Consider the following 21,424-nt stretch of genomic DNA (forward strand, 5'->3'; position numbering starts at 1 on the left):
CGACGATGCCCCAACGCACGCTCACGACCGACCGGCTGACGCTGGTTCCGTTGACCGATGACCATCTCGAGTACGAGGTGGAGCTGGACTCGGACCCGGAGGTGATGCGCTACCTCGATCCCGGTCGCCCGCGCTCCCGCAGCGAAGTGACCGAGTTGCACCATGGCAGGCTGGCCGTCGCCGATCGGGTGCCCGGTCTCGGATTCTGGGCCGGGTTCACCGACGGCGGGTTCGTCGGCTGGTGGATCCTCGAGCCGCCGGAACGCCCGGACCAGGGGCCCGTTCGCGGTCAGGCCGAGCTCGGCTATCGGCTGCTGCGACGGCATTGGCGCCGCGGACTGGCCGGCGAGGGCGCCCGCCGCCTGCTGCAGCACGGGTTCGCCGACCTCGGTCTCGACCGGATCTTCGCCGAGACGATGGCCGTCAACACCGCCTCGCGCGCAACGATGAAGTCGGTCGGGTTGACCTATGTCCGCACGTTCCACCAGGACTGGGAACACCCGTTGCCCGGGACGGAACACGGAGAGGTCGAGTACGCGATCACCCGTGAGCAGTGGCTCGGGCGCTGACGACTTCGTCGAACTACCTGTACTATACAAATCTATGACAGGTGCCCGCTACCGGCAGATCGCCGACGAGCTGCGGGAGCGCATCGCGCTCGGCGATGTCGGCAGCGGCGGCGCGCTGGAGAGCGAGGCCGCCCTCGGTGGGCGATACCTGGCCAGCCGGATGACGATCCGCAAGGCGCTCGACCTGCTGCGGGATGAGGGCCTGCTGGAGAGTCGCCAGGGTGCGGGCTGGTTCGTTGCCGGCCGGTCGTTCCACCAGGCGCTGGCGATCGGCTCGTTCCGACATGCGGAGTCGGCGGTGACGTCCGCCGGCCAGCAACTGCACCGCCGGGTGGTCTCGTTCGCCTTCGAGCCGGCACCCGACCATGTCGCGGCGATCCTGGGTCTGCGGCCCGGCGCCGACACTCTGCACTGCCGCAGCGTCCGCTCGGCCGACGGCGACCCACTGGAGCGGTCGACCGAATGGGTCCGCCCGGATCTGGCCGCCGACATCAGCCGCGCCGACGCGGCCGCCCCCGGGATCTGGCAGAGCCTGCACCGGTCCGGAACCACGATCGATGCGGTCCGACAGAGCATCACCGCCGGCATCGCCGGGGCGCTCGACCAGTCTTTGCTCGGCGCACCGGTCGGCTCGCCGCTGCTGTTGATCCGCCGGGTCCCGCTGGCCACTGACGGCGACCCGATAGCCCTGTCGGACCATCGTTATCTGGCCCATCGGTTCAGCCTCGAGGTCGAGTTCCGTGGTTGGTCGCCGCTGGCCGACGAGCCACCAGGCCTGCGGGAGGAGCCCGGCTGACCTGTTGTTCGTCAGCCCTGTTGTTCGTCAGCCCCGAAAGACCCTCACCACCAAGGAGAACCCCATGCGCGTCCTGGTCACCGGCGGTGCCGGTTTCATCGGCTCCAACTTCGTCCTGCGCACCCTGCAGACCCGCCCGGATTGGCAGCTCACCGTCGTCGACGCCCTGACCTATGCCGGCGACAAGGCGACCCTGGCCCCGGCCGGTGACCGGGTCGAGTTCGTCGAGGGCAACGTTGCCGACGCCGAACTGATCGGAAAACTGGTGTCCGACAACGACATCGTGGTCCACTTCGCCGCCGAGTCGCACAACGACAACTCGCTGGACAATCCGTGGCCGTTCATCGAGTCGAACATCATCGGCACCTACCGGCTGCTCGAGGCGGTCCGCTCCCACGGCAAGCGGCTGCACCACATCTCCACCGACGAGGTCTACGGCGATCTGGAGTTGGACGAGGAGAGCCGGTTCACCGAGAGCACTCCGCTGAACCCGTCCAGTCCGTACTCCGCGTCGAAGGCCAGCGCAGACCTGTTAGTGCGCGCCTGGATCCGCTCGTTCGGCCTGCAGGCGACGCTGTCCAACTGCAGCAACAACTACGGGCCGCGGCAACATGTGGAGAAGTTCATCCCGCGGCAGATCACCGGCATCCTGCAGGGGGTCAAGCCCAAGCTGTACGGCACCGGCGAGAACGTCCGCGACTGGATCCACGTCGACGACCACAACGATGCCGTTGTCGCCATTCTCGAGCAGGGGCGTCTCGGCGAGACCTACCTGATCGGGGCGGATGGCGAGCGGAACAACAAGCAGATCATCGCGCTCCTGCTGGAGTTGATGGACAAGCCTGCCGACTGGTTCGAGCACGTGAACGACCGGCCCGGCCACGACCTTCGCTACGCCATCGACTCGTCGAAACTGCGCGCCGAGACCGACTGGCGACCGCAGTACTCCGACCTGCGCGCCGGCCTGCAGAACACCATCGACTGGTACGCCGACAACACCGACTGGTGGTCCAAGTCCAAGGAAGCCACCGAGCAGACCTACGCCCGCCTCGGCCGCTGACACCGAGCCCGTCTTCGGGGTACCAAATCCGTCCTCGCCCGAGTACCAGTGGGTAACGTCGACGAAGGTGGTACCCCGAAGAGCCGCTATCGGCGGCCGGACCGGGACTCCGCACGGCGAATCGCTCGCTCCACCCGGCCCCGGATCAACTCGAGATCATCGAGGTCTGCCCAAACGAATCGCACGACCTCGTAGCCGAGTTCCCGCAACTGGTCCTCCCGTTGCTTCTCCTTGAAAACGTCTGCCGGCGTCTGGTACTTGATCTGGCCATCGAACTCGATGATCACTCGAGCGGTGTCCAAGACGAAGTCGACTCTGGCTCGGACTTCCGGGAAGGCCACCTGCGGCGTCACCGCGAAGCCCAGCAGCTTCAGCGCAATCCGCAGCCGACTCTCCCCCGGCGACTCCGAACTTTCGTCCAGCAGCTCGAGCATGGATCTGCTGGCACCATTTCCGGGCACATGTCGCAGCAACTCGACCGCGGCACCGAGGTCAGCCAGGGTCGCCAGCTTGCGGTGCAGCAAGGCATCGCCGGCGACGATCGCCGACATTCGGCCGTGCTGCTGTCCGTATTGCACCACCGCCACCGCCGGCGGGACGACCTCGGTCGGCGACGCCCAGCCGGCCGGGGCCGGATGTAGCACCAAACCACGGCGACGACGGGCGTGGTCGTCGTTCGACCTGGTCAGGTGAACGGTCGCGGCAGCCCACAGGTAGAGCGGCAGGCCATGCCAGAGAACCGCCGTCTGATGGCTGGCGACCGCGCGCCCGGCGAAAGTGTTGACCAGTGCGCGCGCGGTCAACAGGTGGCGTTGCTCGCGGCTCTCGATCGGTCCAACCGTGTACCAACCCTTGGCCAGTCGCAGGACGGCTTTTCGCCGGATCAGCAGCGCCAATCGATCCACCGTGACGCCGGCCAGTGCTGCCTGGGCGGCGTTGAACAGCCCGGCGCTTCCCGCGATGGTTGCCAGTAGCGCAATTTCTTCCCCCATGACGAGCAAGCCTCGACCATCGTTGGCGGCAGCGGCCGAGTCGCAGCAGGTTCTGTGGACAAACCTGGGCGGGTGGACAAACCTTGCTGGGCCGGACCTCGGGATAGGAACTCGGACTCCGTGGCCCACCGGTGGTATCTCGAAGTCGAGAATCGCGCGGGGTCGGCGCCGACGGTCATCCGGCAGGACCCGCGGACCCGGAATATTAGCTTGTGAGTGAGCACTCACTCAGTTACTGTGGTCGACGTGTCCCCCAGAGCCAGGCCGATGTCCCCGGACGAGCGACGGCAGTCGATCGTCACGGCGACCCGACCGCTGGTCCGGGAGCACGGCCGGGAATTGACCACCAAGCAGATCGCCGCGGCGGCCGGAGTGGCCGAGGGCACGCTGTTCCGCGTCTTCGACGACAAGGAGGCCATCTTACGGGCGGTGGTGGTCGACGCGATCGATCCGAAGCCGGTACTCGCCGAGATCGATGCCATGGACCGCGACGCACCACTGCACGAGCTGATCTCGGACCTGGTGGCCGCGATGAAGGACCGGGTCCAAGAGATCTTCCAGATCGCGATGGCGATCCGGTGGATGCCGGAGTGGGCGATGGAGCGCCACGTCGAACTCGATCCGGTCCAGCAGCGCATCGTCGATCTGCTCGATCACCGTCGCCACGAGCTGTCCGTCGAGCCGACAACGGCCGCGGAAGTGTTGCGGCTGCTCATCTTCTCCAGCACCCACCCGATGATCAACGAGGGCCGGCCGCTGGCCGCGGTCGACATCGTCGAGGTGCTGCTGGACGGCGTCCGCCGCCGGCCCGCCGGGATCCCGAGCACGACAACGGCGGTGGCCGCCCGCCGCCGGCCGGCCACGGCCGTCGGCGCCGACTCCATCGGCGCCGACGTCATCCGTGCCGACGTCGCCACGGCTGCGCCGTCAGCGAAAACCCGCCGCAGAAGATCGCCCAGCGCGAACACGTCTTGACCGCTACCCGACGTGAGGGTCGATCGTTACTCCCACGTCGGTGTCCAGTTCCACCAAGCCCGGCGCCGACGCCGGGCTGCCCGGTCAGAGTCGCCCGACACGGCTCGCGCAGCACACACAACAGCACCCGCAACTCGACACCACCACCGGAAGGACCGGCAATGCTGCTCCGCCTACTCCGCACCTATCTGGCGCCGTACAAGGCGCCGATCGGGGCGGTGATCGTTCTCCAACTCATCGGCACCATCGCCTCGTTGTACCTGCCGAGCCTGAACGCCGACGTCATCGACGACGGCGTCGCCAAGGGCGACATCGGCACCATTTGGGGTCTCGGTGGGGTGATGCTGGCCGTCACCGCTGTGCAGATCGTCTGCAGCATCGCGGCCGTCTACTTCGGCGCGAAGGTCGCGATGGCCTTCGGCCGGGACGTCCGGCAGGGCCTGTTCGACAAGGTCGGCACCTTCGCCGACCGCGAGGTCCAGCACTTCACCCCGGCCTCGCTGATCACCCGCAACACCAACGACGTCACCCAGGTGCAGACCCTGGTGGTGATGACCTTCACCCTGCTGGTGATGGCGCCGATCATGTGCATCGGCGGCATCATCATGGCCCTGCGGCAGGACGCGGGGCTGTCCTGGTTGCTGCTGGTCGCGGTGCCGCTGCTGCTGATCTGCATCGGTGCCATCGTCATCAAGATGGTCCCCGGGTTCCGGGTGATGCAGAAGAAGCTGGACAACATCAACCGGGTGATGCGCGAGCAGATCACCGGTATCCGGGTGGTCCGCGCGTTCGTCCGGGAACCCCAGGAGACCAAACGGTTCGGCGTCGCGAACGACGAACTCGCCAGGGTGTCGCTGCGGGTCGGACGACTGATGGCGCTGATGTTCCCGGTGGTGATGCTGATCCTCAACGCCTCCAGCGTCGCGGTGCTCTGGTTCGGTGGCCATCGGGTCAACACCGACACCATCCAGGTCGGCTCCCTGATGGCCTTCCTGAACTATCTGATCCAGATCCTGATGTCGGTGATGATGGCGACCTTCATGTCCGTGATGATCCCGCGGGCCGCGGTCAGCGCGGAGCGGATCAAGGAGGTGCTGGACACCGAATCGTCGGTGCAGGCTCCCGAATCCGCCGTACCGGCGCCCGCCGCCGTCGGCATCGTCGAATTCGCGGATGTCGAATTCTCCTACCCCGGGGCTGACGAACCAGTGCTGACGAACATCAGCTTCAGCGCCAGGCCGGGCCAGACCACCGCAGTGATCGGCTCCACCGGATCCGGCAAGACCACGCTGATCTCGTTGATCCCCAGGCTGTTCGACGTGACCGGCGGACGGGTCCTGCTGGACGGGTTGGACGTTCGCAGCTACGACCCGGACGACCTGTGGGCCAGGATCGGCCTCATTCCGCAGAAGGCCTTCCTGTTCTCCGGAACGGTGGCCAGCAACCTGCGCTACGGCAACCCGGACGCCACCGACGAGGAACTGTGGGACGCCCTGCGGGTGGCCCAGTCGGAGGACTTCGTCCGAGCCATGGCGCAGGGGTTGGAATCGCCGATCTCCCAGGGCGGTACCAACGTCTCCGGCGGCCAGCGGCAGCGGTTGGCGATCGCCAGGGCCCTGGTCAAGAAGCCGCCGGTGTACCTGTTCGACGACTCGTTCTCCGCCTTGGACGTGGCCACCGATGCCAGACTTCGGGCCGCACTGAGGCCCAGAACCAGAGATGCCAGCGTGATCGTTGTGGCGCAACGGGTTTCGACCATTCGGGACGCCGACTCGATCGTGGTGCTGGACAACGGCCGGATCGTCGGCATCGGCCGGCACCACGACCTGTTGGACAGCTGCCCGACGTACGCCGAGATCGTCGAGTCCCAGATGAGCGTGGAGGAGGCAGCATGAGTCGGCCGAAGCTGGACAAGGACACCCAGGAAAAGAAGGACGACGCGGCGACCGTCCGCGACGTCAGCCGTAAGGGCGGTAACCGCGGCGGCGGCCCTTGGGGGAACTCGATGCCCACCGAGAAGTCGCTGAACTTCGGGCCGTCGGCCAAACGACTGCTCGGACGCCTTGCCCCGGAACGGATCCGGGTGGCGGCAGTGCTCGCCCTCGCGGTGGTCGGCATCGCCCTGGCGGTGATCGGGCCCAAGGTGCTCGGCAAGGCCACCGACGTCATCTTCGACGGCTGGACCAGCAACAGCATCTTCAAGCAGTTCCCGGCGGGCACCTCCAAGGATCAGGTCGTCGAGATCCTGCGCAGCGCCGGCAACACCAGCCAGGCCGACATGCTGTCGGCGATGAACCTGGTACCCGGAGCCGGCATCGACTTCTCCGAGCTCGGCCGGATCCTGCTGATCGTGCTGGGCATCTACGTGGTGAGTTCGCTGCTGCTGTGGATGCAGGGATTCATCCTGGCCGGACTGGTCAACCGCACCGTGGTGCGGCTGCGCAGTGACGTCGAGGCGAAACTGAACCGGCTGCCGCTGAAGTACTTCGACACCCAGCAACGCGGCGAGGTGCTGAGCCGGGTCACCAACGACATCGACAACATCTCACAGTCGTTGCAGCAGACCATGTCCCAGCTGCTCACCAGTGTGCTGCAGGTGATCGGCGTGCTGGTCATGATGCTGATCATCTCCCCGCTGCTGTCGCTGATCGCCATCATCACCATTCCGATCAGCTTCCTGATCACCGCCAAGATCGCCAAGCGCAGCCAGAAGCAGTTCATCGCCCAGTGGCGCAGCACCGGCGAGCTGAACAGCCAGGTCGAGGAGTTCTACACCGGGCACTCGCTGGTCAAGGTCTTCGGCCGGCAGAAGGAGGTGCAGCAGGGCTTCCGGGAGAAGAACGCCGAGCTGTACGAGTCGAGTTTCAAGGCTCAGTTCATCTCCGGCACCATCATGCCGGCGATGATGTTCATCGGGAACCTGACCTACGTGCTGGTCGCGGTGGTCGGCGGGCTCCGGGTGGCCTCCGGATCGATCAGCCTCGGCAACGTGCAGGCGTTCATCCAGTACTCGCGCCAGTTCACCCAGCCGCTGTCGCAGGTGGCCTCGATGGCCAACGTGCTGCAGTCCGGGGTGGCCTCGGCCGAGCGGGTCTTCGAACTGCTGGACGAGCCGGAGCAGAGCGCCGACCCGAAGGTCCCGGTCACCGTGCCGCCGAATTTCCGGCACGGCAGGGTCGAGTTCCAGAATGTCAGCTTCTCCTACTCGCCGGACAAGCCGCTGATCCGCGATCTGTCGCTGGTCGCCGAGCCTGGCCACACGGTGGCCATCGTCGGACCGACCGGCGCCGGCAAGACCACCCTGGTGAACCTGATCCTGCGGTTCTACGAACTCGACGGCGGCCGGATCACCCTGGACGGTGCCGACATCGCGGCGATGACCCGCGACGAGCTGCGGTCCGGCATCGGCATGGTGTTGCAGGACACCTGGCTGTTCGGCGGCACCATCAGGGAGAACATCGCCTACGGCAATCCGGACGCCACCGAAGAGCAGATCGTCGCCGCCGCCACCGCCACCTACGTCGACCGGTTCGTCCGTTCGCTGCCGGACGGCTACGACACGGTGATCGACTCCGAGGGCAGTAACGTCTCGGCCGGCGAGAAGCAGCTGATCACCATCGCCAGGGCGTTCCTGGCCGATCCGTCACTGCTGATCCTGGACGAGGCGACCAGCTCGGTCGATACCCGCACCGAACTGCTGGTGCAGCACGCGATGGCCGCCCTGCGCAGCGACCGGACCAGCTTCGTGATCGCCCACCGGCTGTCCACCATCAGGGATGCGGACCTGATCCTGGTGATGGAGAACGGTGCGATCGTCGAGCAGGGCAACCACTCCCAGCTGATCGCCGCCGAGGGCGCCTACTACGACCTGTACCAGTCGCAGTTCGCCGCCCCGATCGAGGAGGATGGCGAGGAGGGCGGGACGGACGCGGTCCCGGCCGGTGCTCCCGGCCGACTGCCGGGCTGACGGGCGAGGCGCTGCTGACGACACGGCCTACCGAGCCGTCAGCAGCGCCTCGATCCGGTCCAGCCGGGCGTTCAACGCCTGGATGTCGCCGGCGGTCGCGGACCGGAACTGCTCCTTCAGGGTGATCACCAGGTGCCCGTCCGGATCCAATTCACCGGTGCGGACCTCGGACAGGTCGTTGCCGTTCTGCAAGCGCACCACGTGGTCAAGGTCGCTCGGCCGCAGCTGCAGCCGCTTGGCCGCCGGCGTGGCGACGCCGTCCGCCACCACCTCCACCGACGTCCCGTCCAGCCACCGTTGCACCGCCGGGAACCGGTAGGAAAGGTTGTCCAGCAACGAGTTCGCCGACACCAGCACCACCGCACCGACGGCACCGCCGAGCACCGTGTTGTCCGGACCGATCACCGCGTTCTGCACAACGTTGGACAGCAGGAAGATCACCACCAGGTCCTGGGTGTTGGACTGGGACAGCGATCGGCGGCCGGTGATCCGGAAGATGATGACGATCAGCAGGTAGATCGCGATGGTCCGGATGATCTTCTCCGCGACCGGGATGTCGAAGCTGAACATGCTGTGCCACATGGCGCACTCCGTAGGGCCCGGCGCCGTGGATCGACGCCCCTGCCAGGCACGCTAGAGGAACAGGGCCACCACGTCGGCGTCATTCACCGCGTCGAGGGTCGACGGGTCCCACTTCGGCGACCGGTCCTTGTCGATCACCTGGGCCCTGATGCCCTCCCGCAGGTCGTGGCTGCGGACGAAATGGTCCATCAGCGCCAGATCCTGGGCCAGCACCTGGTCGACGGTCATCGAGGCGGCCCGGCGGATCGCGGCCAGGGTGACCTTGACCGAGGTCGGCGACATCGACCTGATGGTGGCCGCGGCCGCCCCGGCGGCCGGCTCCGGCCGCGAGTCCAGCCGATCCAGGATGTCCTCGGCCCGATCGCCGACGTAGCAGGCATCGATCCAGCCGCTGCCGATGTCCGCGCCCGGCAGGTCGGCCGGCGGGGTTGCCCAGGCGCTGCGGGACAACCCCGCTACGCCTTGTTCGAGCCGCTCGATCAGCTCGGGCACCCCGGCAGCCGGCAGGTAGTGGTCGGCCAGTCCGGCGCCGATCGCCTGCGGCCCGTTCAGCCGGGCGCCGGTCAGCGCCAGGTGGGTACCGAGCTCGCCGGGGCAGCGGGCCAACAGGTACAGCGCGCCGACGTCGGGGAACAGCCCGATCGCGGTTTCCGGCATCGCCACCTGGGACCGCTCGGTGACGATCCGGACACTGCCGTGCCCCGAGATGCCGACCCCGCCGCCCATGGTGACGCCGTCCATCACCGCCACGTACGGCTTCGGGTAGTGCGCGATCATCGCGTTCATCGCGTACTCGTGGGTGAAGAAGTTGCCAGGGCCGCTGCCGGCCAAAATCCCGGCGTACAGCGCCTTGATGTCGCCACCGGCGCTCAGCCCGCGGCCGCCGGCACCGTCGACCAGCACCAGCTCGACCGCGTCGTCGTCGGCCCAGGCCGACAGCTGCGCGCTCAGCAGATCGATCAGCTCGACGCTCAAGGCATTGATCTGCCGCGGGCGGTTGAGCCTCAGGTGGCCGAGCCGACCCCTGACGGTCGCGATCAGGTCGGGTTCGGTGGCGGCCGATGCCGCAGGGCCGGCGGGCGAGGGGGATGACGTCACCCCGCCAACCTAGGTCATCAGCCCGCTCGCCGGTGCCGGCCCCGGCGGGCGCGCAGGTAGTCGCTCACCACGTACTCCCCCAGCCGGTCGGTGGACGGTGCGAACACCCGCCCGCCGGCCCGTTTCGCCATCGCGTCGACGAATCGGGCCAGGCCGGGATCCTCACCCAGCCGGAAGATGTTGAGGGTGGCACCGAGCCGGGCCACGGCGTCCACCTCGGTCACCGTGTCCGCGATGATCTGCGGCGTCGGCGGCCAGGAGAACACCGGGAAGCCGTCCTGCAGCGATGCGGTCGGCTCCCCGTCGGTGATCACCAGGATCACCGGTTCGGCCTCCGGATGCCGGCGCAGGTGACGGGTCGCCAGCATCAGCGCGTGCTGCAGGTTGGTGCCCTTGACCCACTCCGGTTCCACCTCGGCCAGTTCCATCGCGCTCAGCACCCTGGCGGTCCGGTCGAATCCGATGATCTCCAGCGCGTCCTGCCGGAACCGGGTACCGATCAGGTGGGTGAGCGCCAGCGCGGTCTGCTTCATCGGCAGCCAGCGATCCTCCATCACCATGGAGAAGGAAAGGTCGACACACAGCGCCACCGCTGCCGTGGTCCGGCGTTCCGTCTCGGCGATGACGAAGTCCTCGACCTCCAGCCGTAGCGGTGGGCCCACGCCGAGCGTCAGCGAGGTGGGGAGTGTCCCGGGCCCGTCGCCGGCTGCCCGCCGCAGCACCGCGTTGGTGACGGTGCGGACGGCGTCGATCGGCTGCTCGCCGCCGAACTCCCAGGGCAGGAACGCCCCGGTACGCTCGTCCGCCGCACCGGTCCGGCGGTCGTCGTGCCCGCCGGCGCCGTGCGCGTTCAGGTCGGCGAAGATCCGCTTCAACGCGCTCTGCCCGAGCCGACGCAACGCCTTGGGCGACAACGACAGTCCTTCGGCGGTACGGCGCAGGTAGCCCTGCCGCTCCAGCTCGCGTTCCAGGTCGCGCAGCGCCCGTAGGTCCCGGGCGGCGTCGGCACCGAGCTGCCGTTCGACGTTCTCGACGTCGATGTCGTCCAGCGTGGCACCCGGATACTGCTGCGACAGTTGGGTTTCCAGGTCCTCCAGGTCGGCGAGCTCGCCCATCACCCCGGCCGCCTCGCCGTAGTCCAGCGGCTGGTCGCCGTCGACGTTGAAACCCTGACCGCGCATCATCCCCGGCCGCAGCGCGGTCAGGTTGTCCTGCAGCTGGGCGAGCTCGGAGGCCAGGTCCGGATCTGTCCCGATCGCCTGCTGCATCAGGTCTTCCAGCTCCGCACGCTGCTCGCGACTCAGCGAACGCAGCAGCCGCTCAGCGGCCGCCTGCCGCTTGGCCAGCTGATCGATCAGCTCGTCGACATCCCTCGGCTGCTCGGGGAAGAAATCGCCGTGCCGATCCATGAACTCTTCGAACTGCTCGGGGGTGTCGGTCCCCCTGGCGTGGTCGGCCAGCAGCTGGTTGAGGTCGGCCATCATGTCCTTGATCCGCCGCAGGGCGGCCGGATCCTGCGACTGCAGCGCCTGCTTCAGCCCGCCGAACTGCTGGTCGAGCAGCTGATCGCGCATCTGCTCCGAGATCGCCCGGAACGCGGCCGCCGCCTCCGGATTGCGCCAGGCATAGTCCTGCAACTCGCGCATCGCGGCGGCGACGGTGTCCGGCAGGGCGTCCAGCGTCATCTCGGCCAGTCGCGCCTCGTCGTCATCGGCGCCGGCGAGGGTCTCCCGTTCGGCGGCCAGGGCCTGGTCCAGCGCCGCCCTGGCTGACGACAGCGCACCGGTCAGATCACCCCGCCGGGACAGTTCCCGACGTTGCCTGGCGATCCGCCGGTGCAGTTCGTCGATGCCAGGCGTGTCCCTGGTTCCGCTGTGCCGCAACCGGTCCAGCGCGTCCCGAAGGCTGCTGCCGGTCATCAGCGAGTCGCCCAGCTCGTCGACCACCGCCCGCACGTCGAACGGCGGCGCCAGCGGGTCGGGACCCTCGCGCCACGACCGGTATCGGAACCGGCCGCCGGCATCGTTGGCGGGCATCGTCAGCTGCCGTAGATCGTGTTGCCACCAGCTGATTCCTTGCTCAGCCGGCGGGACAGGTAGAGGCCCTCGAGGGCGAACTCGACGGCCGCCGCCACCTGCCCGGGCGTCACGCTGTCCTCGTTGATGCCGGCCGCGTCCAGCAGCGCCGACAGCCCGCGGACGGTGCCGATCTGGTCCAGCAGCTGCCGTCCGGGGACCAGCGTCCCGGTCTCGACGATCAGATCGTCGGCGAACCGCTCCGTCAGTCCGGACAGATCGACACCACGGGTGAGCTCGCGGAACACCCCGGCAGTGGCCATCCGCAGCAGGTGCTCCAGCACCTCGTCCTCGCGGCCTTCCTCGCCCATCTCGAATTCCAGCTTGCCGCGCAGGGTGGTCAGCGCCGGCGCGAGGTCGCCGATCCGGGCCACCGGGTCGTCCTCACCGACCAGCGCACCGCGCCGCAGCGCCGCGGCGGCGACGGCCTCGGACGCGGCGATCGAGAACCGGGCCGACACCCCGGATCGTTGGTCGATGGAGGTGGAGCCGCGCAGCTCATGGGTGAGCCGGGCGATCACCCGCAGCAGGTGCTCTGGCACCACCGCGACCAGCTGGGCCTCCTGCCGCACCAGGTCGACGTCGGCGTCGGTATCGGTCGGGTAGTGGGTACGAATCTCGGCGCCGAACCGGTCCTTGAGCGGGGTGATGATCCGCCCGCGGTTGGTGTAGTCCTCCGGGTTGGCCGAGGCCACCACCAGCAGATCCAACGGCAACCGCAGCGCATAGCCGCGGATCTGGATGTCCCGTTCCTCCAACACGTTGAACAGACCCACCTGGATCCGCTCGGCCAGGTCCGGCAGCTCGTTGATGCCGAAGATCCCGCGGTTGCCACGCGGCAACAGCCCGTAGTGCACGGTCTCCGGGTCGCCGAGGTGCCGGCCCTCGGCGATCTTGGTCGGGTCGACGTCGCCGATCAGGTCGCCAACGCTGGTGTCCGGGGTGGCCAGCTTCTCGGCGTACCGGTGGTCCCGGTGCAGCCAGCCGACCGGCAGTTCGTCGCCGAGTTCGGCGGACCTGGCTCGCGAGCCGACGCTGATCGGATGGAAGGGGTGCTCGTTGAGCTCCGAGCCGTCGATCACCGGCGTCCACTCGTCGAGCAGGCCGACCAGGGTGCGCATCAGCCGGGTCTTGCCCTGGCCGCGCTCGCCGAGCAGCACGAAGTCGTGGCCGGCCAGTACCGCCCGCTCGACCTCGGGGATGACGGTGTCCTGCAGCCCGACCATGCCCGGCATCGACGGCTCGCCGGACCGCAGCCGCCGCACCAGGTTCTCCCGCAGTTCCTGTTTGACGGTGCGATAGCGGTGGCCTGAGGCGCGGAGCTCGGCGACGGTCGTGATGGTCGGTGGCGGGGTATCGGTGACGGGAGTGGTGGAGCCCGTCGGCTCTGCAGGAGAAGTCACCCCGTCCAGCGTAGGCCGATTCCCGGATTCGACAAGGCCGGTGGCAGGCGTAGCGTCCGGGTCGTGAGTGCGTTGGCGCTGAACTGCTGGATCGCCGCCGGGGTCGCGATCCTGTGCTGGCTGCTGTCGGTCCTCACCCGCGAATACTCGTGGGTGGACCGGATCTGGTCGGTGGTGCCGGCCGGGTACCTGTGGGTGTTCGCCGCCGGTTCCGGCTTCGACGCTCGGGTGACGCTGATGGCCGCGCTGGTGACCTTGTGGGCGATCAGGCTGACGTTCAACTACGCGCGCAAGGGCGGATACTCGCCCGGCGGCGAGGACTACCGATGGAAGATCCTGCGCTCGAAGATGCCACCCGCCGCATTCCAGGCGTTCAACATCGTGTTCATCGCCGGTTACCAGAACTTCCTGTTGCTGATGATCACCCTGCCGGCCTGGACCGCGGCGCAGCATCCGACGTCGCTGGGCGCCGGTGACGTCATCGCAGCGGTGGTCTTCCTGCTGCTGCTCACCGGCGAGACCGTCGCCGACCAACAGCAGTGGGACTTCCACCGGCGCAAGGCATCCGGGCAGGCGAGCGGATTCCTGACGGGCGGGCTGTTCCGCTACTCCCGACACCCGAACTTCTTCTGCGAGCTCGGCCAGTGGTGGGCGATCTTCGCCTTCGGCGCGATCGCCGCCGGCACTGTCGCGGTGTGGACCGTCGCCGGTGCTGTGCTGCTGACGCTGCTGTTCATCGGATCGACGCTGTTCACCGAGAGCATCTCGGCGAGCAGGTATCCCGGGTACGCCGACTATCGGCGTCGGACGTCGATGCTGATCCCGCTGCCGCCGCGACGGCAGCGGACGGCGCCGGCGCACCCGCAGCCGTGACCGGACGGGTCGGCGACTATCGGGGCGAACCCTGTCGGTGCTGCCGCGCCCTGTCGACGTAACCACTGGCCCCGCCGGCGATCCGCTCCCGTTCGGCATCGGTGGTCTGCCGCCGGACCTTGCCGGGAACGCCGAGCACCAGCGAGTTCGGCGGGATCACCGCACCCTCGGACACCACCGCGCCGGCCCCGACGATGGATCCGCTGCCGATCCGGCAATGGTTCAGCAGCACCGCACCCATCCCGATCAGCACGTCGTCGTCGATGTCCGCGCCGTGCACGATGGCACCGTGCCCGACGGTGACCCGGCGACCGATCCGCAGGGTGAGTCCCTCATCGGTGTGCATCACCGAGTTGTCCTGCACGTTGGAGCCGGCACCGATCTCGATCGGGCCGGAGTCGGCCCGCAGCACCACGCCGTACCAGATGCTGGCGTCGGCGGCGACGCTGACGCCGCCGACGATCGTTGCGGTGGGTGCGATCCAGGCGGATTCGTGGATCTGCGGTCGGCGATCGGGCAGGTCGATGATCATGACAGCGATCTTCGCACCGACTCCTTGGTGGTGGCCGGGCGGGCGTCAGGCGAAGGTGATCTCGATCAGGTGCGGGACATAGACCGACGAGTCGATGAATGTCATGTAGGTGGTCCTGCCACCGTCGCGGGCGAACTCGGGATGCTCCTTGCCCGCGTTGAACAGCGAGTCCGGTGTCGTCTTCGCCGGTCGGAATATCACCTGCGGCTCGCTCCACGGACCGGTGATCTCCGGCGCTGTGCGGATGACGAGTTGGTTCTCCCGCTGGTAGGTGGTCAACGAGACGAAGGCGCCGAGGTACTCGTTCCAGGACGAGGACATTTCGTTCGGCACATCGGAGAACAGGCACGCGGTCGGGCTGAACGTCGGCGACCAGCGCGGTGGCACGTCCGGTCGCGCCGGCGTCGGCGCCTGCACGAGATACTCATAGGCGGCATGGTTCTCGATGTCCGCGGGCCGGACCCGGGCGAGATACAGGTCGCCGGCCGACTTCGATGCCGGCTGGATCGAACCCCACAGGTACAGGTGCTCCCCGTGCTGGTGCACCCAGACCCCGAACCCCGGCTCGTCACCCTTCCACCACTCGCGACTGCCGTCCGGCGCCGTCAGCCGCTCGAACTGGAGATCCGGGCCGGCCTTGGCCACCCCCATTCCGTCCAGGGTGAAGGTCTCGAAGACGTCGCGCGTCGGGTCCATGGTGATCTTGTGGTAGTACAGGTAGAGCTGATCGCCGATCTGGACACCGTGAATAGCCCATAGCCGTTGCCGTGCCTTATGTTCCGGTGGGATGAAGCCGATGAGCTGCCTTGCCCGGGTACCGTCGGGCGTCGTCAGATAGCGAAAATCCCTGACCCCCGCCGACAGGTCCTGTAACGGCACGACCGCTCCGGTGTTGGACAGCACCTCGGTGAGCTCGAAGCCCCGGATGGAGTCGAACGGCCCTTCGATCGTGTCACCGAAGATCCAGAATGTGGTGCCGTCCGCCAACAGCACCGAGCTGACGGCGTCCTGACCGGTGATGTCGATGTCGTTGTCCAGGAACTGGACACCGAGGTCGCGGACGGAAGCGACCAATGGACTGTCTGGCAGCGTCATTCGTCAGACCACCGGGGACAATCCGCCGTCGACATTGATCGCGGTACCGGTGACGTACGAACTCGCCTCCGAGGCCAGGAAGCAGGCGACATCGGCGAACTCCGCGGCCCGACCGACCCGGCCCAGCGGAATGCGCTCGCCGGACCGGGCAAGAAAATCGGCAACCGCTACGCCCTGTTCGCGCGCCATCCGCTCGGTCTGGTCGGACTCGATCGACCCGACGAGTAGGGCGTTCACCAGGATGTTGTGCGGCGCTCCATCGCCGGCCAGCAGTTTCGTCAACGACATCCCGGCCGCCCGGCTGATCGAGGTCGGGGCCGTTCCGGTCGGCGGCGCCTTCGCCGCGATGGCGAGCACGTTGATGATCCGACCCCACCGCCGCTCGACCATTTGCGGCCAGACCAGCCGGGAGAGCCGCAGCGCCGCAAACAGTTTCAGATCCAGGTCGGCCTGCAGGACGTCGTCGGCGAGCTCGGCGGCCGGCCCTACGGCGGCCGACCCGGCGTTGTTGACCACGATGTCCAGCCGGCCGAGTTGCGCCATCGCCTCGTGATAGGCGTGCCGGACGCCGTCGGCGGTGGCGACGTCGGCCGCGATGCCCACCACCGACCCGGCGCCCGCGGCCCGCAGCTGCTCGACGGCGCCGGCCAGCACTGCTGCGTCCCTGGCGACCACCGCGACACTCGCTCCGGAGGCGACGAACCGATGGGCCGTTGCCAGACCCAGGCCTCTGGATCCTCCGGTCACCATCGCGGTCCGATCGCGCAACGAGATCTGCATCCGCCCACCATCGCATGTCGAATCGGCGTCCGGCCGTTCGACCCATCGGTAACGGGTCGAACCGGTCAACAGGGGCGGACCGAAACGGTCGGTAGTTCGCCGAAACCCCGGTCGGCAGCGGCCGACCGGGGTCTGTCTGGTGGCCAGGGCCGGGATCGAACCGGCGACCTTTCACTTTTCAGGCGAACGCTCGTACCGACTGAGCTACCTGGCCATACGCGCGGGGCCGGTCCGATTTCTCGAACCGGCCCCGCGCGCTGCGACCCTGACGGGACTTGAACCCGCGACCTCCGCCGTGACAGGGCGGCGCGCTAACCAACTGCGCCACAGGGCCTTGCTGTTGTACTGGTACTGCATCGGCAACCGTACCGGAAAAATCCGGGCCGTTTGACCGCGTGTACCCCCAACGGGATTCGAACCCGTGCTACCGCCGTGAAAGGGCGGGGTCCTAGGCCGCTAGACGATGGGGGCTGGACCAAAGTCCACCTCCAACGGCTTGCCGTTGGGAGCCCGATCAGCATACGGCAGGCAGGCCACCGGGCACAAAACGCCTGAGCAATGGCGGTAGGAGCTGGTTCGACCCAGCGCGGGTACCGGTCAGTCCGGCCGCGAGTGCCGACCGGGACCGGGCGGTGCCGAACCTCCCCCGTCGGCAGCGTCCGGCTGCCCGTCCGCAGCGTGACCGTGCCCGTCCGTCAGCCCTGGGATCCGCTCGCCGACCGGGACCGGCACGTCACCTGCGTCGTGCGAGCCGTGCGCCGCCTCATCCGGGCCGCCGGCCGCCGAGTCGGCCGCCGCTGCGGCCTTCGCCGCCTGCTGCCGCTCCACCAGCGCTGACGTCATCCGCAGGGGTACTTCCTTGAAGAACAGCAGCACGACGAAGGCCAGCGCGGCGACCACCGCGGCCAGCAGGAACACCGGGTGCATGGAGTCGACGAAACCCTGTTTGAACGGGTACGCCAGCACCGCCGGGATGTGCTGCAGGAAGGAGGTGTCGGCCTCCATCTGCTGACCCATATGGGCGATGGACTGCCCGATCACCGCCGGGTCGCTGGAGTGGGCGTGCTCCGCGGCGGCCTGCTGGAAGGCCGGGTCCGGCATCGCGGCCGCGACCTGTTTGCCGATGTTCTTGGGCAGCAGGCTGAACAGCATCGACAGGAAGACCGCGACGCCGATGGTGCCGCCGACCTGACGGAAGAAGGTGGCCGCTGAGGTCGCCACGCCCATGTCCTGGCTGGGCACCGAGTTCTGGGTGGCCAGCGTCAGCGACTGCATGCAGTTACCGATACCGAACCCGACCAGGAAGATCATCGCCCACAGCCAGATGTTCTTGGTGTCGATCTGCAGGAAGAAGGCCAGCAGCACGGCGCCGATCACCACCAGTGCCATGCCGATCTGCGGGAAGATCTTGTACCGCCCGGTTCTGGCGGTGAGTTGGCCGGAGATCACCGCGGCCGACATCATCCCGATGGTCATCGCGAGCATCTGCAGGCCGGACTGGGTCGGGGTGGCGCCGCGCACGATCTGCAGGAACAACGGCAGGGTGAGGATGGCGCCGAACATCGCCATGCCGACCAGCAGGCCGGTGACCTGCATGAGGGTGAACCCGCTGTTGCGGAACAGCCGCATCGGGATCAGCGCCTCCTCCTTCATCCTGATCTCGACCAGCACGAAGGAGACCAGGCCGATCGCGCCGATCGCGAACAGGATCAGCGATCCGGCCGAGCTCCACCCCCACTGCTGGCCCTGCTCCGCCACCGTCAGCAGCGGCACCAGGCCGACGACCAGGGCCACCGCGCCCCACCAATCGATCCGGTGATCCCGTGGCGTGTGCGGGATGTGCAGCACCCGGTAGACGATGAGCAGCGCGGCGATCCCGATCGGCACGTTGATCAGGAACACCCAGCGCCAGCCGGCGATACCCAGGATCGAGTTCGCCCCGGCGAAGAGCCCGCCGATCAGTGGCCCGAGCACCGAAGAGGTGCCGAACACGGCCATGAAGTAACCCTGGTACTTCGCCCGCTCCCGGGGGGCAAGGATGTCGCCCATGATCGCCAACGACAACGAGAACAACCCGCCGGCGCCGAGCCCCTGGAACGCCCGGAAGGCGGCGAGCTCGTACATCGAGGTGGAGAACGTGCAGGCCAACGATCCGATGACGAACAGCGAGATGGCCAGCAGGTAGAACGGCCGGCGGCCGTAGATGTCCGAGAGCTTGCCGTAGAGCGGGGTGGCGATGGTGCTGGTGATCAGGTAGGCGGTGGTGACCCAGGCCTGCAGGCTCTGGCCGCTGAGGTCGTCGGCGATCGTCCGGATCGCCGTCGAGACCACCGTCTGGTCGAGCGCGGCCAGGAACATGCCGGCCATCAGGCCGGACAGAATGGTCAGGATCTGCTTGTGGGTGATCGAACCGTCGTCGGCGTGGCCGGGCGACTTGGCAATCCTGACGGTCATGACTGTCCCTCTCCTGTGACGGAGTCCTTCTGTTCTGACGGATGGAGGGTTACGAACCTGGCGCCGAGCGCGTCGGCCAGCAAGTCCTCGCGATCGGCTTCGAACTGCTCGACGTACCGGTGCAGCAGCCGTCCGAACTCGGCGCGCTCGCCGTCGGTCCAGTCCTGGGTGACGGCGCCGAAGACGGTGGCCCGATGCCGGAACATCTCCGCACGGCGCCGGCGCCCGGCGTCGGTGAGTTCCAGGATCGAGGCCCTGCCGTCCTCCGGATCGGCCTTGCGCTCGACCATCCCGTCCTTGACCAACTGCGCGACCTGTCGCGAAACGGTGGACGGATCCGCGTCCAGTTCGGCGGCCAGCGTGCCCGCCCGCCTTGGCGGACCCTCACCGATCTTGGCCAGCAGGTAGAGCGGTACGGCATCCTCGCGATGCAGTGCACTCACCCTTGACTTGGCGATGCCGAACTGCCGCATCAGCCGCATCATCAGGTCCGGAATTTCGTCGGACGCCTCTTCGGACATCATTTGCTTGCCCTTATCAACTAGTTGCCGCCAGCAAGTATGCACCCGGATTCCGGGGCTCGTCATGCGGTGGGGTCGCGGGTACCGGCTTGGACAGCGCCGCTGTCGGATCGGTACGCTCGCAGGGCGCGATCACGTCGCGCACGGGCCTCTAGCTCAGTCGGTAGAGCATCGGACTTTTAATCCGCTGGTCCAGGGTTCGAGCCCCTGGGGGCCCACTCCTCACGCCGGCTCAATACTGGGTCGATTTCCGCCGCGTAGTCGCGGCCAAAATCTCCCCAATCCTGGGGGCACTGGCAGGCTCAGGAGCGCACCCAGAGCAGCCGGACGTCTGGTCCGAACCGGGTGACGTCGCGCAGTTCGAAGTGATGTGCGTCGGCCAGGGTGCCGACCGTTCCACCGGCGACCACCTGGGATCCCGCGCCCAACAGCATCGGCGCCTGATAGATCAGCACCTCGTCCACCAGGTTGGCATCGAACATCGCCGCGGCGAGCCGCGGTCCGCCCTCCAGCAGCACGTGCCGCCGGCCGCGCCCGTACAGCGCGGACAGCAGGGCCGGCAGGTCGACCCCGCCCGCCGGGCCGGCGCCGAACTCGGCGACGGTCGCGATGAGTGTCTCCGCGACATCATCCAGAACCCGTGCGGTGGCGGGTGTTCGGCCCCGGGAATCGACCACCACCCGGAGCGGCTGGCGACCGGCCGGTGCTCCGTCGGGGCCACGGGCAGTGAGCTGCGGGTCGTCGACCAGCACGGTGCCGACCCCGGCCATCATGGTGTCGACCGCCGATCGCAGCCGGTGCACGTCGGCCCTGGACTGCTCCGAGGTGATCCATCTGCTGCTGCCGTCGGCAGCGGCCACCCGACCGTCGATCGTCATCCCGGCCTTGAAAGTGACGAACGGGCGCTGCAGCCGGGTCGCGGTGAGCCAGACCCGGTTCACCTGCTCGGCGTCGGCCGATGCGGGCAGCTCAGACAGGTCGACGACGTCGACGCCGGCGGACCTCAGGCGTTCGATGCCGCCGGCCGCCGGCCGCCACGGATCGCGGACCGCGACCACCACCCTGGCGACCCCGGCGGCGATCAACGCCTCACTGCACGGGCCGGTGCGGCCGGTGTGGTTGCACGGCTCGAGGGTGACGACGGCCGTCCCGCCGCGGGCCGACTCGCCGGCCGCGGCCAGCCCCAGCACCTCGGCGTGCGGCCCGCCGGCCCGTCGATGGAACCCCTCGCCGACCGGCGCGCCGGTGGCGTCCAGCAGCACGCAGCCGACCACCGGGTTGGGCAGCGCGGTGCCGGCGCCGCGGCCGGCGAGCTCGACGGCGCGTTGCAGCGCATCGCGTTCCTGGTCGGTGATGTCGGTCGCCGGGGCCATCCGGTCATCCCTTCCCCGCGCCGGTTGAGCCGGCCACGATCGCCTGGACACCTGCCGCCCGAACTGCGAGATCGGGCCGTATTGTGGTGCTGCGGCACGGTCGAGGATACGTCGACGGTCGCCGCTCCCGGCGACAGCCGCCGCACCCGGTGCCATCGGTCCGGGATCCGACGAGTGGGGGATTCCGTGAGCGAGCGGGCGTGGACCCGCGCGGACCGTTGCGCAGCAACGGAACGCGGGGACGAACCATCGGCACTGAGCGGGGTCAACCCGCGAGGA

General features: G+C 68.2%; 18 protein-coding genes and 4 tRNA genes. 8 read left to right on the plus strand and 14 right to left on the minus strand.

The features are described from left to right. Window positions 1-5: 5 nt before the first annotated feature. The 3 genes from K340_RS0107810 (at window position 6) to rfbB (ending at window position 2,425) form a co-directional block, all read left to right on the plus strand. Window positions 6-569, plus strand: coding sequence for a GNAT family N-acetyltransferase (locus K340_RS0107810; RefSeq protein ID WP_029136311.1), 564 nt, complete (start codon window positions 6-8; stop codon window positions 567-569). Between the two features lie 34 nt (window positions 570-603). Next, window positions 604-1,365: a GntR family transcriptional regulator gene (locus K340_RS0107815; RefSeq protein ID WP_029136312.1), complete on the plus strand. Its 762-nt coding sequence runs from the start codon at window positions 604-606 to the stop codon at window positions 1,363-1,365. A 64-nt stretch (window positions 1,366-1,429) separates the two neighbouring features. Beyond that, entirely contained in the window at window positions 1,430-2,425 is a 996-nt protein-coding gene (gene rfbB, locus K340_RS0107820; protein ID WP_029136313.1) for a dTDP-glucose 4,6-dehydratase, read from the plus strand. An 86-nt stretch (window positions 2,426-2,511) separates the two neighbouring features. On the opposite strand, the gene K340_RS0107825 is transcribed toward rfbB, so the two are convergent. Beyond that, complete coding sequence (locus K340_RS0107825; RefSeq protein ID WP_029136314.1) at window positions 2,512-3,417, minus strand: endonuclease domain-containing protein; 906 nt, start codon at window positions 3,415-3,417, stop codon at window positions 2,512-2,514. A gap of 246 nt (window positions 3,418-3,663) precedes the next feature. Here K340_RS0107825 and K340_RS34040 point away from each other — a divergent pair, with 246 nt between their 5' ends. From K340_RS34040 to K340_RS0107840, 3 genes are all read left to right on the plus strand, one after another. Further along, the gene (locus K340_RS34040; RefSeq protein ID WP_154674133.1) at window positions 3,664-4,392 is read left to right on the plus strand and encodes a TetR/AcrR family transcriptional regulator; all 729 of its coding nucleotides are present in this window, start codon (window positions 3,664-3,666) and stop codon (window positions 4,390-4,392) included. A gap of 161 nt (window positions 4,393-4,553) precedes the next feature. After that, window positions 4,554-6,287, plus strand: a complete 1,734-nt coding sequence (locus K340_RS0107835; protein WP_029136315.1) for an ABC transporter ATP-binding protein — start codon at window positions 4,554-4,556, stop codon at window positions 6,285-6,287. Beyond that, window positions 6,284-8,359, plus strand: a complete 2,076-nt coding sequence (locus tag K340_RS0107840; RefSeq protein ID WP_029136316.1) for an ABC transporter ATP-binding protein — start codon at window positions 6,284-6,286, stop codon at window positions 8,357-8,359. The genes K340_RS0107835 and K340_RS0107840 overlap by 4 nt, the downstream gene beginning before the upstream one ends. A 27-nt stretch (window positions 8,360-8,386) precedes the next feature. Here the strand turns inward: K340_RS0107840 and K340_RS0107845 are convergent, their stop codons facing one another. From K340_RS0107845 to K340_RS0107860, 4 genes are read right to left on the minus strand one after another with little or no spacing between them, the layout of a single operon-like run. Continuing rightward, a complete protein-coding gene (locus tag K340_RS0107845) occupies window positions 8,387-8,941 on the minus strand; it encodes a DUF421 domain-containing protein (RefSeq protein WP_029136317.1) in 555 nt (184 codons plus the stop codon). A gap of 51 nt (window positions 8,942-8,992) precedes the next feature. Continuing rightward, a complete protein-coding gene (locus K340_RS0107850) occupies window positions 8,993-10,039 on the minus strand; it encodes an enoyl-CoA hydratase/isomerase family protein (protein WP_084614145.1) in 1,047 nt (348 codons plus the stop codon). A 17-nt stretch (window positions 10,040-10,056) separates the two neighbouring features. Beyond that, the gene (locus K340_RS0107855) at window positions 10,057-12,075 is read right to left on the minus strand and encodes a vWA domain-containing protein (RefSeq protein ID WP_029136319.1); all 2,019 of its coding nucleotides are present in this window, start codon (window positions 12,073-12,075) and stop codon (window positions 10,057-10,059) included. A gap of 2 nt (window positions 12,076-12,077) precedes the next feature. Then, complete coding sequence (locus K340_RS0107860) at window positions 12,078-13,526, minus strand: magnesium chelatase (protein WP_029136320.1); 1,449 nt, start codon at window positions 13,524-13,526, stop codon at window positions 12,078-12,080. A 54-nt stretch (window positions 13,527-13,580) separates the two neighbouring features. Between K340_RS0107860 and K340_RS0107865 the strand changes: the two genes are divergently transcribed. Then, window positions 13,581-14,390, plus strand: a complete 810-nt coding sequence (locus K340_RS0107865) for a DUF1295 domain-containing protein (RefSeq protein WP_029136325.1) — start codon at window positions 13,581-13,583, stop codon at window positions 14,388-14,390. Window positions 14,391-14,406: 16 nt separating this feature from the next. Here K340_RS0107865 and K340_RS37270 read toward each other — a convergent pair whose 3' ends face one another. From K340_RS37270 to K340_RS28290, 8 genes are all read right to left on the minus strand, one after another. Next, window positions 14,407-14,922 (minus strand): gamma carbonic anhydrase family protein, encoded by a 516-nt coding sequence (locus tag K340_RS37270; protein WP_029136321.1) that lies wholly within the window; start codon window positions 14,920-14,922, stop codon window positions 14,407-14,409. 45 nt (window positions 14,923-14,967) lie between these two features. Then, window positions 14,968-16,017 (minus strand): DUF4185 domain-containing protein, encoded by a 1,050-nt coding sequence (locus K340_RS0107875; RefSeq protein ID WP_029136322.1) that lies wholly within the window; start codon window positions 16,015-16,017, stop codon window positions 14,968-14,970. Between the two features lie 3 nt (window positions 16,018-16,020). Further along, entirely contained in the window at window positions 16,021-16,797 is a 777-nt protein-coding gene (locus tag K340_RS0107880; protein WP_029136323.1) for an SDR family oxidoreductase, read from the minus strand. Window positions 16,798-16,934: 137 nt separating this feature from the next. Further along, window positions 16,935-17,011: transfer RNA gene (locus tag K340_RS0107885), tRNA-Phe, on the minus strand. Window positions 17,012-17,057: 46 nt separating this feature from the next. After that, window positions 17,058-17,131 (minus strand) — tRNA-Asp (locus K340_RS0107890). A 64-nt stretch (window positions 17,132-17,195) separates the two neighbouring features. Further along, window positions 17,196-17,268 (minus strand) — tRNA-Glu (locus tag K340_RS0107895). A 126-nt stretch (window positions 17,269-17,394) separates the two neighbouring features. Further along, window positions 17,395-19,251, minus strand: a complete 1,857-nt coding sequence (locus K340_RS28285; protein WP_051265396.1) for an MDR family MFS transporter — start codon at window positions 19,249-19,251, stop codon at window positions 17,395-17,397. Next, complete coding sequence (locus K340_RS28290) at window positions 19,248-19,775, minus strand: MarR family winged helix-turn-helix transcriptional regulator (RefSeq protein ID WP_051265398.1); 528 nt, start codon at window positions 19,773-19,775, stop codon at window positions 19,248-19,250. Before K340_RS28290 ends, K340_RS28285 begins: the two co-directional genes overlap by 4 nt. 142 nt (window positions 19,776-19,917) lie before the next feature. On the opposite strand from K340_RS28290, the gene K340_RS0107910 reads away from it, so the two are divergent. Further along, window positions 19,918-19,990, plus strand: a tRNA-Lys gene (locus K340_RS0107910). Between the two features lie 84 nt (window positions 19,991-20,074). Here K340_RS0107910 and ribD read toward each other — a convergent pair. Further along, entirely contained in the window at window positions 20,075-21,145 is a 1,071-nt protein-coding gene (ribD, locus tag K340_RS0107915; protein WP_051265399.1) for a bifunctional diaminohydroxyphosphoribosylaminopyrimidine deaminase/5-amino-6-(5-phosphoribosylamino)uracil reductase RibD, read from the minus strand. Window positions 21,146-21,424: the final 279 nt, after the last annotated feature.

Source organism: Nakamurella lactea DSM 19367, assembly GCF_000426645.1.
Classification (GTDB): domain Bacteria; phylum Actinomycetota; class Actinomycetes; order Mycobacteriales; family Nakamurellaceae; genus Nakamurella; species Nakamurella lactea.